This is a genomic window from Microbispora sp. H13382, from assembly GCF_014161445.1.
In the GTDB taxonomy this organism is placed as follows: Bacteria; Actinomycetota; Actinomycetes; order Streptosporangiales; family Streptosporangiaceae; genus Microbispora.
The window spans coordinates 92,875-109,805 of the sequence record NZ_JABBXA010000021.1; the positions used below are offsets into that span (position 1 = coordinate 92,875).

Genomic DNA, 16,931 nt, shown 5'->3' on the forward strand with positions numbered 1-16,931 from the left:
GGAGCCCCGACCTGTCACAGCGTTGATCGGTCTCACCTCCTCGGGTCGCAGCGGCGCACGGCGACGCCGAACGTATCACCGGACCGCGCGGAGCTCCCAGTGATTTCCCACCCGCCGGCATCGGCCGGCCCGCGTACGGCTCCGGCGGCTTCCTTGCCGAGGTGGTCAGCGTCCCTGGGCGAGGTCCGCGCGCCTGACCGCGGCGGCCACCGAGACCCAGGCCATGGCGACCAGCACGCCGACGCACAGGGTGAGGGAGCCGGCCCGGCCGCCGGACATGGCCCAGGCGTTGCCGAGCAGCAGGGCCAGGCCGCTGAGACGGTAGGCGACGGCGTGCCCGCCCCGCCCCGCGCGGGCGAAGTGGCGGCCGAGGACGAAGCAGGCCGCGATGAGCGCGGTGAAGGCCACCGACCCGGCCGCCATGTGCAGCATCGCGTGCCAGCTCATCCCGGCCGGGGCTCCCAGCGGGGTGCCCGCGGGGAAGCCGTCCCCCGGGTCCATGACGAAGACCCCGGCCGCCGCGAGTCCCGCGCCCTCGACGAGCAGCAGCCGGGGCGCCCAGGTCCCTCCGGGGGTGCCGCGCATGGCCCTGCGCAGTCCGATCGCCCCGGCGACCGTCAGGACGGCGGTGATCCAGAAGGTGCCGATCTGCAGCCAGCCGAGGTCGCCGGTGCTCAGCATGCTCAGCGGGTGACGGAGCAGGTCGAACCCCTCCCGCGTGAACGCCTGCGCCAGCGAGACGATCCCGAAGACGGGCGTGGTGAGCACGGCGCAGGTGAGCAGCGCACGCGTCGACCTCGTCGAGGCCGCCGCGCCGCGCCGCGCGACCGCCGTGCCGCCGTCGCCGCCGCGGGAATCCGTCCCCGCCGGCGCGGTGACGCCGCCGGTCACCCGCACCGCGCGACGGCCGGTGGCGGTCGCGGCCCGGCCGGCGGTGGGCCGAGCGGCGGACTGAGCGGGGAGCTGGGCGTCGGGCTGAGCGGTGGGCTGCGTGGTGGGCTGCGTGGTGGGCTGGAGGGCGGGCTGGAGGGCGGGCTGAGCGGTGGGCTGCGTGGTGGTCATGGCCGTTCCCTTCGTCGGTGTTCGGTCTTCGCCGGTGTTGGGTCTTCGCCGTCCCGGCTTCGGTGTCCCGGCCGGTACGTCGTCCGGCCTCGCTTACGCGTCGAACGGCCGCCGCGCGCTTCGACCACCTGTCACGTCCGCCCCCTGCTCTCCCCCGCCCACCTGCGGCGCGAGCCGGTGACGCGCATTCCCTGTCACATGCGCATTCCCTGTCACATCCCGGCGAAGGCCCTGGTCAGGGCGTGCCAGGATCGGAGTCCGTCGATAACGGCCCCTCCCGTACGACGTGTAGGTGACGGCGGGAACCGGCGACCGGCTCCCGCCGGCCACAGGATCAGGAAGAAGGAGAACGACCGATGCGGTTTCTGATGACCACCAAGGGCACCGACCCGAACCCGGACGCGGCGATGATGGCCGAGATGGGCGCCTTCATCGAGGAGATGACCAGGGCCGGCGTGCTGCTGGCCACGGGCGGGCTGGAGCCGGGCGGCGTGCGGATGGTCTCCTCCGCAGGCGAGATCACCGTGACGGACGGCCCCTTCACCGAGGCCAAGGAGGCGATCGTCAGCTTCGCCCTGATCGAGGCTCGGTCCCGCGAGGAGGCCGTGGAACTGGCCCGCCGCTTCTGGCGGATCGTCGGCGACGGCGAGGGCACGGTCCAGCGGGTGTTCGGCCCCGAGGACGCTCCCGGCCCCGGCCCCCGCTGACGTACGCGCCGGGTTGCGCGGCGGGCGGGCCGGTGCTGTCATCGACCGATGACGTCCCTGGACGCCCATGCCGTCGTCGACGCGGTCTGGAAGATGGAGTCCGCGAGGATCGTCGCCGGCCTCGTCCGGATGGTCGGCGACGTCGGCCTGGCGGAGGAACTGGCCCAGGACGCGGTCCTCGCCGCACTGGAACAGTGGCCGGAGGCGGGCGTCCCGGACAACCCGGGCGCCTGGCTCATGACCATCGCCAAGCGGCGCGCCGTCGACCACCTGCGCCGGGAGGAGCGGCGCGACCGCGGTCAGGAGCGGCTCGCCCACGATCTCGTCACCAGCGTGGACGACGGCGCCCGGGACGTGGACGACGTTCTGGGCGCGCTCGACGGGGAGGTCGGCGACGACGTCCTGCGGCTGATGTTCGTCTCCTGTCATCCGGTGCTGTCCACCGAGGCCCGGGTGGCGCTCACGCTGCGACTGATCGGCGGCCTGCGCACCGACGAGATCGCGCGGGCCTTTCTCGTCTCCGAGAGCGCCGTCGCCCAGCGGATCGTGCGGGCCAAGCGGGCGCTCGCCGACGCGCACGTCCCCTTCGAGGTTCCGTCGGGGCCGGAACGGGCGGCCCGGCTGTCGTCGGTGCTCGAAGTGATCTATCTGGTGTTCAACGAGGGATACTCGGCCACGGCGGGCGACGACCTGATGCGCCCGTCCCTCTGCCTGGAGGCGCTGCGCCTGGGCCGCGTCCTGGCCGAGCTGACCCCGGACGAGGCCGAGGTGCACGGCCTGGTCGCGCTGATGGAGTTGCAGCAGTCGCGCTCGGCCGCGCGCACCGGCCCGTCAGGAGAGCCCGTACCGCTGCACGAGCAGAGCCGCGGGCGCTGGGACCCGCTGCTCATCCGGCGCGGCTTCGCGGCGCTGCTGCGCGCCCGGGAGGCCGGCGCCCCCCTCGGCCCGTACGTGCTGCAGGCGGCCATCGCGGCCTGCCACGCGCGGGCCGCCACGCCGGAGGAGACCGACTGGCCGCAGATCGCGGCGCTCTACGAGGCCCTCGTGAGGGTGCTGCCCACACCCGTCGTCCAGCTCAACCGCGCGGTCGCGCTCGCCATGGCCTACGGGCCGCGCGCCGGTCTCACGCTGGTGGAGACGCTGACCGGGGAACCGGCGCTGAAGGGGTATCACCTGCTGCCCGCCGTACGCGGGGACCTGCTGGCCCGGCTCGGGCGGCACGGCGAGGCCCGGGCGGAGTTCGACCGCGCGGCGTCCCTCACCCGCAACGCCGCGGAACGGGCGGTGCTGCTGCGCCGCGCCGCGACCTGCGCCGAGGAGGCCGGACGCGCGAACACCGCAAAGGCCGTGAAGGCCGTGAATGCCGGTCGGACCGGGCAGGCCGGACCCGCGGAGACCGTGAATGCCGCAAAGGCCGGGAAGTCCGGGGACACCGCGGAGGCCGGGGAGGGCGGCCCCGCGGAGACCGCCGGTCAGCCGCCCAGGGCCGCCGGGCGGGCGGACTCCGCGAAGCGCGTCACACCCGCCGCCACTCCGGGCGGGCGGACCGGAGGCCGGCGGGCGGCGGATGCGGGCGTCACGCTCGGCGCCGCCATGAGGCTCTTCCTCGCGCGTCCCGGTCTGAGCGCCGACACCGTCCGCTCCTACAACCAGACCCTGTCACGACTGTGCCGGCACCTCGGCGAGGACATCCCGCTGCGGGACATGACGTCCCACCTGGCCGCCGAGGTCTTCGCCGCCGCCTGGGGTACGGCCGCGGGCGCGACCTGGAACCGCCACCGCGCGGCGCTGCGGTCGTTCGCCTCGTGGGCGGCCGAGCACGGCTGGGCCGCCGCCAGCCTCGCCGCCCCGCTCGACCGGCGGCCCGAACCCCGCGCCCGCACCCGTCCCATCGACCGGTCGCTGCTGCGGGGCCTGTGGGAGCGGCCGGAGACCCCGCTGCGCGAGCGCACGCTGTGGCTGCTGCTGTACGAGAGCGCGGCCCCGGCCGAATGGGCGCTCTCGCTCGACGTGGAGGACCTCGACCTGCCCGGCATGCGCGGCGAGGTGAGGACCAGGGGACACTGGCTGCGCTGGCAGTCCGGGACGGCGGCGCTCCTGCCCCTCCTCGTCGGGGACCGCCGCCGGGGACCGCTGTTCCTCGCCGACCGCAGACCCGGGCCGGGCCGCATGCCGGCGGTGGCCGACCTCTGCCCGCACACCGGCCGTGGCCGCCTGTCGTACGAACGGGCGGAGTACCTGTTCAAACGGGCCACCAGGGACCTCGACCCGGAAGGCGGCGGCTACACGCTCCACCGCCTGCGCCACTCGCGCCTGGCGCATCTCGGCGAGGACGGCTGGTCCGCGCCGATGCTGATGTCCCTGTCCGGCCACGCCAGCGCCCGGAGCCTGCACGGATTCGTCCGGGTCCCGCGACCTGCGGATACCGTTGCCTGAGTGGGGAGGAAAGCGGCATATCTCAAGGACGTCCTGCTGTGGGCGGTCCTCGGCGTGCCGGCGGTGTGGGCGGGCCTCACCCACACCCTGGCCGACAGCTACACCTGGCCGGAGGTGATCGCCGGGCTGGCGGCGATCGGCGCCGCCGTCGCGCTCGCCCGGCCCCGGCCGCTGGGGGCGATGCTCGTGACGGCCGCTCTGTGGGCGGGCTCGGTGGCCGTACGGGGCGACCCCACCGTCTTCTTCCCGGCCCTGGTGGTGATGAGCTACCTGGCCGGGGTGCGCATGGCCCGCACCCGGCCCGCCCTGCTCGGCCTGTCCGCCGCCGCTGTGATCGCCGCCGCCGTCGTCCCGCTCGTACGGTGGCTTCTCACGGCCCAGTGGGATCTGGGCGCGTGGTTCTTCGCCGTCACGGGGATCGGGCTGTTCGGCCTCGTCCCCTGGCTCGCGGGCCACGCCCGGCACCAGAGCCTGGCCCTGACCAGGGCGGGCTGGGAACGCGCCGGGCATCTGGAGCGCGAGCGGCGCATGCTCGCCGAGCAGGCGAGGCTGCGCGAGCGGGCCGCCATCGCGAGGGACATGCACGACCTGCTCGGTCACGACCTGAGCCTGGTCGCGCTGCGGATCGGCGCTCTGGAGGTCGCCGCCGGCCTGCCCGAGACGCACCGCCGGGCGGCGGGCGAGGCCCGCGAGGCGGTCACGGCCGCGGCGGAGCGTCTGCGCGACATCGTCGCCGTGCTCAGAGACGGCGACGGTCCCGGCCCGGCACACGCGCACATCCCCCACGGGAGCACGGCTCACGGAGACACGGCACGCGAGGACACGGCGCACGGGGACACGGCGCACGGGGACACGGAACAGGGCGGCACGGAACAGGGCGGCACGGAACAGGGCAACACGGGGCAGGGGGACGTCGCGCACGCAGGCCCGGCCGGGGAGAGCGTGGGCGAACTGGTCCGGCGCGCCTCCGCCGCCGGGATGCCGGTCACGCTCCACGGCGGGCGGGAGGAGGCGCGGATCCCCGCGCCCGCGCTCGTCACCGTGCGGCGGGTCGTCCGGGAGGGCCTCACCAACGCGGCCAAGCACGCGCCCGGCGCCCCGGTCACCGTACGGCTCGCGCAGGCACCGGGCGAGACCGTGGTGAGTGTGGTGACCACGGTGACCGTGGCGAACGAGGCCACGGGACGACCCCAGCCGAGCGTCTCGGGCGGATACGGGCTGCGCACGCTCGCGGAGCGGGTCCGTCTGCAGGGCGGATCCCTGCGGAGCGGCCGCGCCGACGGTGGATTCACTCTTACCGTCCGTCTGCCACACGACGTGTCCCGCCACGACGTGTCCCGCCACGACGCCCCCTCGCGGACCGGCCTTCCCTCCGCCGCGCGTGCCGCCGCCGTGGATCTCTCCCCTCCCGGAGCAGGCGACACCGGGGGAACCGACCTCGCCGTTGCCGCGGACAGGCCCGCCGACGCGGGCCCGGGTGTGGCGGACGACCTGCCGGCGGGAGCGCGGCCCGTGGAGCTGGATCTGGCGCTGGCCCGGCGGCGGGTGCGCCGTACGCGGCTGGCCGCGGCGCTGGCCGCCCTGGCCGCGGCGGCCGGCGTGGTGGCGTTCGTGCTGGGGTTCACGGTCTACGACGCGGCCACCTCGGTCCTGCCGCCGGCCGAGTTCGCGAAGCTGCGGGCCGGCCAGGCAGAGTCCGAGGTCGCGGCGGTGCTGCCGGTCAGGACCCGGATCGACGACCCGTCCTGGCCCGAGCCTCCGATCCCGCCGGGCGCGCGGTGCCGCTACTACGGCACCAATCCCGATCCGTTCCGCGAGCTGGAGCTCTACCGGCTGTGCTTCGCCGGAGGCCGGCTGGTGAGCAAGGCGCACCTGCCCGCCTGAGCCGCGGCCGGAGGCTCCCCCACGGTTTGGTAGCAACGGTTCCGTAGCATCGGGTCGTGCACGTTATCCGGGTGGTCCTCGCCGACGACGAACCGGTGATCCGCGCCGGGGTCCGGGCGATCCTGGCGGCGGATCCGGGCATCGACGTGGTCGCCGAGGCCGCCGACGGGCGTGAGCTGGTGGACGCCGTCCTGGCGCACCGGCCCGACGTCGCGCTGGTCGACATCCGGATGCCCGGCTTGGACGGGCTGGCCGCCGCGGCCGAGGTGCGCAGAACCGCCCCGGGCACCGCCGTACTGATCATGACGTCCTTCGGCGAGGACGCCTACGTCGCCCGGGCCCTGGGCGACGGCGCCGCGGGGTTCCTGCTGAAGACCGGGGACCCGCGCGAGTTCCCCCTCGGGGTCCGGGCGGCGGCCGAGGGCGGGGCGTACCTGTCGCCGCCGGTGGCCGCGCGGGTCATCCGGGGGCTCGCCGGAGACCGGCTGACGCGCTCGGCCGCGGCCCGCGAGCGCGTCGCGGCGCTGACGAACCGGGAGCGCGAGGTGCTCGCCCTGGTCGGCGAGGGCCTGTCGAACGCGGGCATCGCCGCCCGGCTGCACCTCGCCGAGGGCAGCGTGAAGACCTACGTGAGCACGATCATGGCCAAGCTGGGCGTGCCCAACCGGGTGCGCGCGGCGGTCATCGCCCACGAGGCGGGGCTGACGGGCGAGTCGTAGCGAGCAGCGCCGTCAGCGCGGGCCGCCGCCGCATCGCACCGACCAGGGCGGTCACCGGGTTCCGCAGGGCCAGCAGGACCACCGGCGCCACCACCGCGCCGAGCAGCAGCCCCGCCACCACGTCGTGGGGGTAGTGGACGCCGACGAAGACCCGCGAGAAGGCCTCCAGCAGCGCGAGCACGGGCGCCGCCACCGCCGTGCCGCGCCACAGGGCGACCAGCGCGACGGCCCCCGCCGCGGCGAAGGTCGCGTGGTTGCTCGGCAGCGACCAGTCGCCGTACGGCGGGCAGGGCGCCACCGTGACCACGTCGGCCAGGTCCCAGCAGGGGCGCCGCAGCCGTAGCAGGCTCTTGACACCCTCGCTCGCGAGGTACGCCACCACCACGGCGACCGGCGCGAGCAGCGCGAGCGCCATCCGGCGGTCGTCCCCCCGCCGCGCCCGCCACCAGCCGAAGACGAGGAGGGCGAAGAGGATCGCGGGGACGGCGTCCGTCGCGACCTCCGCCGCGTCGCGCACCCACTCCGGGGCGTTCCGGGCGAACGCCGTGACCTCCCGGTACCACTCGGCGCTGATGTCCGGGACGTCCTCGATCTCGGTGCCCACCGGTTCCCCTCCGTGCCGTGTTCCGCCGGTCCGTCCGGCCCCTCGAACCTAGGGACCGGACAGCACGGCGCGCACTCACGGAAAGTCGCCGGTGACCCTTCACTTTCGTCAATGGTCCGCCGGCACGGTCTCCTTCTTCCGTACCCCGGCCGGGACGGCCGCCTCCCGGCGGGTGAACCGCGCGTACACCAGAGCGGTGCCGCCGACCAGCAGCGGCCAGACGAGGTAGACCCCCGACGCGGCGACCAGCAGGGCGACCGCCACGAGCGCGAGCAGGGCGGCGGCCCTGGCCCGGCCGCGCGGCAGCAGCCGGATGGCGGCCGCCACGCCGATCGCGTAGACCACCACGAACGACCCGTTGGTCATCAGCACCAGGGGCCGGATGCCCGTCCCCGCCGCGTACACGACGGCGAGCGACAGGAAGGACAGCACGGCGACGACTCCGAGGCTGCGCCGGGGCACCTCCCCGGCGACGCTGCCACGGGAGAGCCACGCGGGCAGGGCCCCGTCGCGGCCGAGGGCCGCGCCGAGCTTCGCCGCCCCGGCCCAGTACGCGTTCATCGCGCCGAGCGTCAGCAGCAGCGCGGCCACGGCGGCGAGCAGCCGGGCGTTGCCGCCGAGGCCGAGGGCCAGCAGGTCGCCGAGGGGCGCCCGCGCCGCTCCGGCGGCCGGCCCGAGGACGGCGACGGTGGCGAAGGCGACCGACAGGTACAGCACGCCGACCAGCACGACGGCGGCTGCGGCGGCCCTGGGCAGGTCCCTGGCGGGCCTGCGGAAGTCGGCGGCGAGGTGCGTGATCGCCTCCCAGCCGGCGAAGCTCCACACCAGCAGGGCCGCCGCCGGGGCGATGGCCGCCCAGCCGTTCGGGGCGAACGGCCGGAGGTTGGCCACATCGGCGTGCGGGAGCGACAGCGCGACGGCGACGACGAGCAGGGCGACGAGCAGCCCGGCCAGCCCGAGCTGGACCCGGCCGGTCACCCGGAGGCCGGAGGCGTTCGACACGGTCACGACCGCCATCAGCCCCGCCGCCGTCAGCGTCGCGGTGCCGGTTCCGCCGCCCACCGCCGCCGCGACGTACTCGCCGCCGAACAGCGCCGCGGCGGCGGCGCTGGGCGGTATCGCGAAGTAGAAGCACCAGCCGACGACGACGGCGGCCCGGTCCCCGAAGGCGAGGCGGGCGTAGGTCGACACGCCCCCGGAGTCGGGGTGGCGGGCGCCGAGCGCGGCGAACGCCGCGGCCAGCGGGGCGGACAGCACGACCAGGCCGAGCCAGGCCAGCAGCGACGCCGGCCCCGCCGCCTGGGCCGCGAGCGCGGGCAGGGCGATGACGCCCGTGCCGAGCACCGCGCCGACGTACATGGCGGTGCCCTGCGCCGCCGTGAGGCGGCCCGCCGGGGCGGCACCAGGCGGGGCGGCACCAGGCGGGGCGGCACGGGTGACGGCAGGGGTGACGCCGGATGTGACGCTCGTCCGAGCCATTCGCGTACACCTTCCAGTCGGGGGAGTCGTGACCGGTCAAGGGAGTCGTGGCCGGTCAGGGAGACGGCCGGCCGGATGATCCGGACCGGCCCAAGGCACAGGCAGCGGGGAACACGGGCGGCAGGGAGCACGGGCAGCGGGGGCCCGGGCAGCAAGGGAGCCCGGGCAGCAAGGGAGCACGGGCGGCAGGCGGCGCGGGCGGCCGGAACGCGCGGACCGGCCGGACGGATGCCGGCCGGCGTCGCGCTTCGCGGGACACCACGGGCCGGCCGGGGTGACCGGCCGGCCGGGGTCGCCGTGCCCCTCTCAGCCGCCCGTCTCAGCCTGAGGTGCTGAACTCGAGGCTGGCGGGCAGGTCCGACCGCCGGGTGACGTTGAGCTTGCGGTAGATCCTGGTCAGGTGCTGCTCGACCGTGCTCACCGTGATGTACAGCTTGTCGGCGATCTCGCGGTTGGTGTAGCCGACGGCGGCGAGCGAGGCCACGCGGCGCTCGGCCTCGCTCAGCGCCCCCGAGCCGCTCTCGGTCCTGGGCGGCTCGGCCGGCTGCCCGGGACCACCCTGGGTGAGCGCGTTGACCAGCGGGACGGCCTCGCACTCCTCCGCGATCCGCTGCGCCTGCCTGGCGACCGTACGGGCGCGCCGCAGTTCCCCCACCGCCTGGTAGGCGTCGGCCAGGTCCACCAGGGCCCGGGCCAGCTCGTACTGGTCGCCGCTCGCCTGCAGCATGTCGGCGGCGCGGCGCAGCAGCGGGGGACGCTGCCGTGGCTCGCTCGCGGCGGCCGTCAGTCGCAGCCCGATCCCCCGGGCGCGGACCGGGCCGGGGGCGCAGCGGGTCACGTGCTCGTCCAGCAGCGGCCGGGCCCGCTCCGGGCGGCCCATGCCGATCAGCGCCTCGGCCGCGCCCGTCCGCCACGAGATCAGCCCCGGCGCGTCGAGGCTCCAGGAGCCCATCAGCTCGCCGCAGGTCTGGAAGTCGCGCAGGGCCATGCCGAGGTCGCCCGTCGCCAGGTGGTAGCGGCCCCGCGCGTTCAGGTAGTGCAGGCCGTACCTGGTCTGGAGCATGGCCTCGGGCACGGGCTGGTTGACCAGCTGCACGGCCTCGTCGAGCCGGCCCATCGCGGTCACCGTCGTCAGCAGCACCGACAGCGGCCCGCCGATCGCGACCCCCCAGCTCGTGGGCGGGATGAGCCGCACGGCCATCTGGGCGAGGCCCTCGGCGCCCTCCAGGTCGCCCTGCCGCAGGCTGATCTCGGCGCGCAGCGCCGCGAGGCGGGCCTGCCTGCTCGGGGCCCGGCGGCTGGCGGCCTCCTCGAAGAACAGGTCGCACCAGGGCGCCGCGAGGTCGGGCCGCTCGCCGTAGATGAGCGCGAGCAGGGCGCACTCGACGGCGTCCATCGACATGTCGTCCAGGCGGGAGCCGCGCAGGATGCGTTCCACGTCGGCCAGCGTCTGCGGGTGCGGGCCCTTGGTCAGCACCGCCGCGAGCGCGGTGGCGGCCTCCAGCCGGCCGATGACCGGCGCGGACGGCGGCGCCTGCGTGCTCACGTCGGTGACCCTCGGGATGTGCGCCAGGAACGGCGTGTAGGAGCAGCGCAGCCACGGCCGGGCGGCGCGGATCTCGGCCACGGTCTCCGCGTCCATGATCGTGCCGATCCTGCCCAGGTGGTCGAGCACGTCGCGGGCGTCGTCGAAGCGGCCGTGCCACAGCAGCGCCTTGGCCAGCACGACCGCGTCGGAGCCGCGCAGGTGTCCGCGGTGCATGGCGTCGGTGAGCTCGTCGAGGTGGGCCGCGGGGGCGCTCGGGTTGAGCCGCCACTCCGCGCGCACCAGCGTCGTCTTGATGGTGGCCCGGCGCTGGTCGTCGGTGCACGCGCCGTCGGCCAGCCGCAGGTAGTCGACGGCGGGCTCGACCCGTCCCTCGCTGAGCGCCTGCCGGGCCGCCTCCTCCAGGATCGGTACGGCCCACGGGCCCCCGTTGTGCGAGGCGGCCAGCAGGTGCTCGGCGATCACGGCGGCCGGGGCGCCCTGGCCGTACGCCAGTTCGGCGGCCCTGCGGTGCAGGTCCGTCCGCTCGTGCCGGTCGAGGTCGGCGAGCACGGCGGCGCGCGCCTGGGGGTGGCGCAGGTGCAGGTCGGCGCCGACCAGCCCGGCGTTGTGCAGCGCGTTGAGCGCCTGGACGACGACGCCGGCGTCGAGGTCGAGCAGCCGGTCGAGGTGGCCGGGGTCGCCGGCGACCGCCAGGCCCCGCGCGACGCGGGCCGCGAGCGGGTGCCCGCGGTGCAGGCACGACTGCACCGCCTGGCGGTAGGCGTCGCCCGCGGCGATCTCGTCCGGCTCCGCCGCCGGTTCGCTGTCCGCCGGGGCGCCCGCGGCGTCGGCCGCCGCGAGGTGGTCCTCGATGAGCGCGCCCACGAGCAGCGGGTTGCCGCCGCTGACCACGTGCCAGTCCGCGGCGAACCGCCGGGCGGTGTCGTCGCCCACGATGTCGGCCGCCATGATCTCGACGCCCTCGCGGGACAGTGCCGACAGCGGCAGGCGGCGGCAGTGCGGCTGGCGCAGCAGCTCGGTCTGGAACAGCGACGGGGCGTTCCACGCCTCCTCCGACTGGCTGAAGATCGCCAGGATGTGGGCGAAGCGCAGCCTGCGGGCGAGGTAGGCCAGGCAGAGCTGCGAGGCGCGGTCGGCGTGCTGGATGTCGTCCACCACGATCATCAGCGGGTGCCGCTCGGCGAGTTCGAGCAGCACCATGCACAGGGCGTGCACGATGTGGGCGTCCACCTGGTCGACGTAGTCGGCCAGCGGGTCGGCCGACATGGCGCAGCGGGCGCCCTCGTGCAGCAGGTTGCGGGTCCGCTCCTCCTCCTCGGCTGTGAGCGGCGCGTTGTGCAGGATCTGCGACAGCACGGCCAGCGCCAGCCCCGACTCCGCCTGCGAGCAGGTGGCGGTCAGCGGCAGCGCGCCGTGCTCCAGCGCGTCCTCGACGAGCGTGTTGAGCAGTGCGGTCTTGCCCGTCGCGACGGGCCCTCCGACGATCGCGATCTTTCCTCTGCCGGTGACGGCGTCGGCCAGCATGTCCTCAAGGGAGGCCAACACCTCTTCCCGCTCCACCAGGGCCATAATGAGCCTCCCGAATTCCGTTCGATACGCGGCCGAGCGGCCGGATTCACAATTGCCGTGACTTTCGGTAAAGATCGTGAGTTGAGTGACGTTCAGCCGACCAGCGACATTCGCGGGGAAACGGCGTCGCCGGCCCGCTCCTGCGCTCCGTCCGCGTTCGTTTCGCCCGAGCGGGCCAGCGCCGAGCGGACGGCCGCGAACGACGCGGCGACCACGTCGCGGTCGAGGCCCACGCCCCAGACCTGCCGCCCGTCGATCACGCACTCGGCGTAGACCGCCACCTCCCGGTCCCCCGCGCCGCCGGCGGCCTCGACGCCGGTGCGGTGGACCATCTGCACGTCCACGTTCCAGACCGCCAGACGGGCGCCGAGGGTGCGGATGGCGTCGGCCTGCGAACCCGCGACGTCGAAGCGGGCGCCGTCGACGTACAACGTGGTCTGCAGCGGCCGGCCGCCGAGCCCGAGGGGGACGGTGATCTCGGTCCGCGACAGGTACTCCTCGTCGAACAGGCCGCGGACGACCGCCGGGGTGATCTCCCCGCCGGAGCCGTCCGCGTGGGCCTGCACGACGCGGGCGAACTCCGCCTGCAGGGCCTTGGGCAGGTTCAGCCCGTGCCAGGCGCTCAGGATGTAGGCCACGCCGCCCTTGCCCGACTGGCTGTTGATGCGCACCACCGCCTCGTACGTGCGGCCGACGTCCTTGGGGTCGAGCGGCAGGTACGGCATGCGCCACGGCAGGTCGTCCACGCTGACGTCCGCCTCGGCGGCCTCCACGGCCAGGGCGTCGAAACCCTTCTTGATGGCGTCCTGGTGGGAGCCGGAGAAGGCGGTGTAGACGAGGTCGCCGCCGTACGGGTGGCGGGGGCTGACCTGCATCTCGTTGCAGTACTCGACGGTGCGGCGGATCTCGGTGATGTCGGAGAAGTCGATGCCGGGGTCGACGCCCTGGGTGTACATGTTCAGGCCGAGCGTGACCAGGCAGACGTTGCCGGCCCGCTCGCCGTTGCCGAACAGGCAGCCCTCGATCCGCTGGGCGCCGGCCAGCAGCGCCAGCTCGGAGGCGGCCACGCCGGTGCCGCGGTCGTTGTGCGGGTGGATCGACAGGCAGACGTGCTCCCGGTGGGACAGGTTGCGGTCGAGCCACTCGATCTGGTCGGCGAAGACGTGCGGGAGCGACCGCTCCACCGTGGTCGGGAAGTTGAGGATGATCTCCCGGCCCTCCTCCGGCTGCCACACGTCCATGACCGCCTCGCAGACCTCGAGCGCGAACTCGGGCTCGGTCTCGTTGAACAGCTCGGGCGAATACTGGAACCCGAGGTCGCAGTCGCCCAGGGTCGCCTCGGCGTACTTCATCATCAGCCGGGTGCCCTCGACGGCGAGGTCCCGGCACTCGTCGCGGGTCATGCCGAAGACGACCCGGCGGAAGAGCGGGGCGGTCGCGTTGTAGAGGTGGATGTTGGCCCGGGGCGCGCCGGCCAGGCTCTCCACGGTCCGCCGGATCAGCTCGTCCCGGGCCTGCACGAGAACCGAGATCCGCACGTCGTCGGGGATCCGGTCCTCCTCGATGAGCATGCGCACGAAGTCGTGGTCGTCCTGGCTCGCCACCGGGAACCCGACCTCGATCTCCTTGTAGCCCATCCGTACGAGCAGGTCGAACATCGCGAGCTTGCGCTCCGGGCTCATCGGGTTGACCAGTGACTGGTTGCCGTCGCGCAGGTCGGTGGACAGCCATCGCGGTGCGGCCTCGATCGTCCGGTCCGGCCAGCGCCGGTCCGCCAGGCGGACGGGGGTGAAGGCCGAGTAACGGGAAGGAGAGCTGCTCATGAGGAATTCCTTTCTCATCGGCGACCATGTCACCGAATTCGCGACCGACCGTTTTCCGAGAAGCTGTCCGCGAATCGCGCCGACTCCCTTCCGGAAGGCCGCCGAAATTCCTGGTGATTCGCTGACCGGTACGTCGCCGAAGCTACAAGCGCGCTGGTCAAGGGGCAAGAGACAAGCAACTAGAGTGCGGCCGGGATCACCCGGACGATCGGTAGGGGTATCGAAAGTTGTAGATCCGGTACAACCTCCCGGGCGACCCCCTTAACGACCCCCTGAATCGGACACATACTCCGGATCATGTCGATCAATAGAGCGGTATTCCCGGCTATTTCGATTTCGCCTTTCCGAATCCTCGGAATGTGCGTGACCGAGGCGCGCCCGTCCGTTCTCGCCATCTTCTTCCTGCGGTTCGCCGCGGGAGCGGCCCTGGACGCCGGCCTCGCCCCCGCCGACCCGTTCCGCCTGGTGGCGGGGGCCCTGGTGTGGCAGTGCGCGATCTTCTTCGTCTACCTCTTCAACGGGGTGACGGACATGCGGGAGGACCGCGTGAACGGCTCACACCGGCCCATCGCCCGAGGCGACCTCGACGCCGGCCTGGCCCTGATCGTCGCCTGGACCGCCGCCGCGGCCGCCCTGCTCGGCGCGCTGCTGCTCGGCGGAGCGATGGTCTGGCTGGTCACGGCGGTGCTCGTGCTGGGTTACCTCTACTCGGCGCCGCCCTTCCCGCTGAAGAGGTGGTCGAGCGCCACCGTCGTGGTCGGCGGCGTGGCCGGCCTGCTCTCCTACTGCGCGGGTTACACCTCCTGCGGGACCGGCCCCACCGGGCGCGAGGCGATCGCGCTGCCCGCGTTCGCCCTCGCGGCCTCGCTGTGGATGGGCCTGGTCGGCACGCCGGCGAAGGACCTGCCCGACATCGCGGGCGACCGCTCCGCCGGGCGCGCCTCGTTCGCGGTGAGCCACGGAGAATGGCCGGTCAGGCTGCTGCTGTCGGCCGTCGCCGCCTCCGTCGCGATCGCTTTCTGCGCGGTCGCGCTGCTATTGCGGGTGCCGCTCGGCATGGCGCCGGCCGCGATGCTCGCCGGCGCCACGCTGCTCGCCGTCGTCACCCTTACTCCGCTTTCCCGGGGGTCCCGGGTGCGCCGCCGCCTGCCCTACCGGGCGTTCATGACGACGCAATACGCTGTGCATTTGGCTGTTCTTCTCCCGCTGGTGTCACAATTCTTATTGTCTGGGCGTGCGGCTTAGTCCAGGATGGAGGCACTCGTCCGCTTCCTCTCGGAGGGTCCATTGGCGGGAGATGGAGAGCTGGGACCGCAGGTCCCGGACTTCGAGGCTTTCCTCGAAGCGCATCGCTCCGAGATTCTGGAAGCGTACGCACGGAACCTGGCGGCACTGGACAGCCCGATCAGCCGCGACCCGACCGCCCTGCGGCAGGCGCTGGCGAACGCCGAGCAGATCCTCGACGACGTCGCGGAGACGCTGCGGTCCGGCAGCATCAGGGTGGGCGACTCCCACAAGATCATCGCCTGGGAGGTGGGGGCGACCAGGGCGGCGAGCGGGGTCCACCCGGACGAGTCGCTCCGCGCGGCGTCGGTGTGGTTCCAGGCGGTCGTGACCTGCCTGCTGGAGCGCATGCCCGGGGACGCCGAGTCGATGCGGCTGCTCACGCTGGTCGTGCTGGGGCTGGAGCGCAGCATCACGACACGGATCAGGGAGTCCTCGGCCAGCTACTCGAGTTTCCTGCTGGACAAGGTCCACGAGGCCCAGGTCGAGGAGCGCCGCCGGATCGCCCGCGAACTGCACGACCGGCTCGGGCACGGCCTCAGCGTCGCCCACCGGCAACTTGAGCTGTACGACCTGCACCGGGCGAACAAGCCCGCGACGGCGACCGCCAAGGTGGAGACCGCCCAGCAGGCCATCCTGGAGACGATGCAGAACCTGCGCGCGGTCACCAGCGAGCTGCACCCGCAGGAGCCGCTGAACAGCCTGGAGAAGGCTCTGCTGTACTACCTCGAGACCGTGGACATGGACGAGGTGGACATCCGGCTGCGGGTCAGCGGGGACGAGACGTGGGCCTCTCCGACCGTCCGCGACGAGTCCTTCCTCATCCTGCGTGAGGCGGCCAGGAACGCGCTCAGCCACGGCAACCCCAGCAAGGTGCTGATCCGGGTCGACTTCGCCCCGCACGAGCTGCGCGCGTCCGTGGACGACGACGGCCTGGGCTTCACGGAAGGAGGAGGCGGCCGGTCGGACGGCGTGGGCCTGCTGTCGATGCAGGAACGCGCCGCGATCATCGGCGGGACGACCACCATCACGAGCAGGCCGGGTCACGGCACGCACGTCGAACTGTACGTGCCCTTCTCAGGGCTCACCGCATGACCCGATCGGGGACAACATGATCACTATCGCCGTCATCGACGACCACGCGCTGTTCCGTGAGGGCCTGCGCGAGATCCTGGAGGCCCAGGATGACTTCGAGGTCGTCGGCGAGGCGGGCGACTCCGACGGGGCCGTGGCCCTGGTCGAGCGGGAGCGGCCCGACGTGGTCCTCCTGGACGTCGAGATCCCCGGCGACGACGCCACCCAGACCGTGGCCCGCATGCGTCAGATCTCGCCCGAGTCGCAGATCATCATCCTCAGCATGTACGACGGCCCCCAACTGCTCAGCCGCCTGCTGGCGGCGGGCATCCGCGGCTATCTGCTCAAGAGCGTGCACCGCCAGGAGCTGATCTCGGCCGTCAGGAGCGTCAGGGCCGAGCCCGACCGGCTCGTGCTCGCCGTCTCGCGGGACTCGTTCGCCCAGGTGCAGGGGGGCGGGTCGAAGGTGGTGCTGACCGACAGAGAGCGGGAGATCCTCGAGCTGGCCGCCCAGGCGCTGAGCAACTACCAGATCGCCACCCGGCTCACGCTCACCGAGGCGACGATCAAGCGGCACCTGCACAACATCTTCACCAAGCTCGGCGCCGTCTCCCGGATCGACGCGGTCAACAAGGCAGTGGCCGCCTCGCTCATCACGCCGCGCCGCGACCAGCCCGCGCCCCGGCCCCGCCCCAACCCCGGCCTGCGGGGGCAGCGGTCGGTCCCCTGACCCGCGGGCGC

General features: G+C 73.9%; 11 protein-coding genes and 2 pseudogenes. 8 read left to right on the plus strand and 5 right to left on the minus strand.

Features of this window, described 5'->3' with window-relative positions:
• Positions 1–165: 165 nt before the first annotated feature.
• Positions 166–1,062, minus strand: coding sequence for a DUF998 domain-containing protein (locus HHX41_RS32200; RefSeq protein WP_182908955.1), 897 nt, complete (start codon positions 1,060–1,062; stop codon positions 166–168).
• Between the two features lie 356 nt (positions 1,063–1,418).
• Here HHX41_RS32200 and HHX41_RS32205 point away from each other — a divergent pair, with 356 nt between their 5' ends.
• From HHX41_RS32205 to HHX41_RS32225, 5 genes and pseudogenes are all read left to right on the plus strand, one after another.
• Positions 1,419–1,769, plus strand: a complete 351-nt coding sequence (locus HHX41_RS32205) for a YciI family protein (protein ID WP_169981597.1) — start codon at positions 1,419–1,421, stop codon at positions 1,767–1,769.
• 48 nt (positions 1,770–1,817) lie between these two features.
• Positions 1,818–3,086: pseudogene (locus tag HHX41_RS42445) on the plus strand (RNA polymerase sigma factor); the annotation flags it as partial.
• 312 nt (positions 3,087–3,398) lie between these two features.
• Positions 3,399–4,205: pseudogene (locus tag HHX41_RS42450) on the plus strand (tyrosine-type recombinase/integrase); the annotation flags it as partial.
• The gene (locus HHX41_RS32220; protein ID WP_182908956.1) at positions 4,206–6,089 is read left to right on the plus strand and encodes a histidine kinase; all 1,884 of its coding nucleotides are present in this window, start codon (positions 4,206–4,208) and stop codon (positions 6,087–6,089) included.
• Between the two features lie 56 nt (positions 6,090–6,145).
• Positions 6,146–6,808, plus strand: a complete 663-nt coding sequence (locus HHX41_RS32225; RefSeq protein ID WP_182908957.1) for a response regulator transcription factor — start codon at positions 6,146–6,148, stop codon at positions 6,806–6,808.
• Here the strand turns inward: HHX41_RS32225 and HHX41_RS32230 are convergent.
• The 4 genes from HHX41_RS32230 to leuA all read right to left on the minus strand — a co-directional run bounded on the left by HHX41_RS32230 (position 6,771) and on the right by leuA (position 13,832).
• Entirely contained in the window at positions 6,771–7,412 is a 642-nt protein-coding gene (locus HHX41_RS32230) for a phosphatase PAP2 family protein (protein ID WP_182908958.1), read from the minus strand. The two genes, HHX41_RS32225 and HHX41_RS32230, sit on opposite strands and share 38 nt — an antisense overlap.
• Before the next feature lie 108 nt (positions 7,413–7,520).
• Positions 7,521–8,891, minus strand: a complete 1,371-nt coding sequence (locus tag HHX41_RS32235; protein WP_182908959.1) for an APC family permease — start codon at positions 8,889–8,891, stop codon at positions 7,521–7,523.
• 319 nt (positions 8,892–9,210) lie between these two features.
• A complete protein-coding gene (locus HHX41_RS32240; protein WP_182908960.1) occupies positions 9,211–12,009 on the minus strand; it encodes a LuxR family transcriptional regulator in 2,799 nt (932 codons plus the stop codon).
• 92 nt (positions 12,010–12,101) lie between these two features.
• Positions 12,102–13,832, minus strand: coding sequence for a 2-isopropylmalate synthase (leuA, locus tag HHX41_RS32245; protein ID WP_169981591.1), 1,731 nt, complete (start codon positions 13,830–13,832; stop codon positions 12,102–12,104).
• Between the two features lie 363 nt (positions 13,833–14,195).
• Between leuA and HHX41_RS32250 the strand changes: the two genes are divergently transcribed.
• Genes HHX41_RS32250 through HHX41_RS32260 form a run of 3 tightly spaced genes read left to right on the plus strand, consistent with a single transcriptional unit; the run spans position 14,196 to position 16,920 of the window.
• Complete coding sequence (locus HHX41_RS32250) at positions 14,196–15,077, plus strand: UbiA family prenyltransferase (protein ID WP_169981590.1); 882 nt, start codon at positions 14,196–14,198, stop codon at positions 15,075–15,077.
• 42 nt (positions 15,078–15,119) lie between these two features.
• Positions 15,120–16,211: a sensor histidine kinase gene (locus tag HHX41_RS32255; protein WP_169981589.1), complete on the plus strand. Its 1,092-nt coding sequence runs from the start codon at positions 15,120–15,122 to the stop codon at positions 16,209–16,211.
• A gap of 16 nt (positions 16,212–16,227) precedes the next feature.
• Entirely contained in the window at positions 16,228–16,920 is a 693-nt protein-coding gene (locus HHX41_RS32260) for a response regulator transcription factor (protein WP_182908961.1), read from the plus strand.
• Positions 16,921–16,931: the final 11 nt, after the last annotated feature.

Excerpts from the sequence above, each read along its gene's own strand:
- HHX41_RS32240 (WP_182908960.1), bottom strand. The coding sequence starts at position 12,009 with ATGGCCCTGGTGGAGCGGGAAGAGGTGTTGGCCTCCCTTGAGGACATG.
- HHX41_RS32205 (WP_169981597.1), top strand. The coding sequence starts at position 1,419 with ATGCGGTTTCTGATGACCACCAAGGGCACCGACCCGAACCCGGACGCG.
- HHX41_RS32235 (WP_182908959.1), bottom strand. The coding sequence starts at position 8,891 with ATGGCTCGGACGAGCGTCACATCCGGCGTCACCCCTGCCGTCACCCGT.
- leuA (WP_169981591.1), bottom strand. The coding sequence starts at position 13,832 with ATGAGCAGCTCTCCTTCCCGTTACTCGGCCTTCACCCCCGTCCGCCTG.
- HHX41_RS32260 (WP_182908961.1), top strand. The coding sequence starts at position 16,228 with ATGATCACTATCGCCGTCATCGACGACCACGCGCTGTTCCGTGAGGGC.
- HHX41_RS32200 (WP_182908955.1), bottom strand. The coding sequence starts at position 1,062 with ATGACCACCACGCAGCCCACCGCTCAGCCCGCCCTCCAGCCCGCCCTC.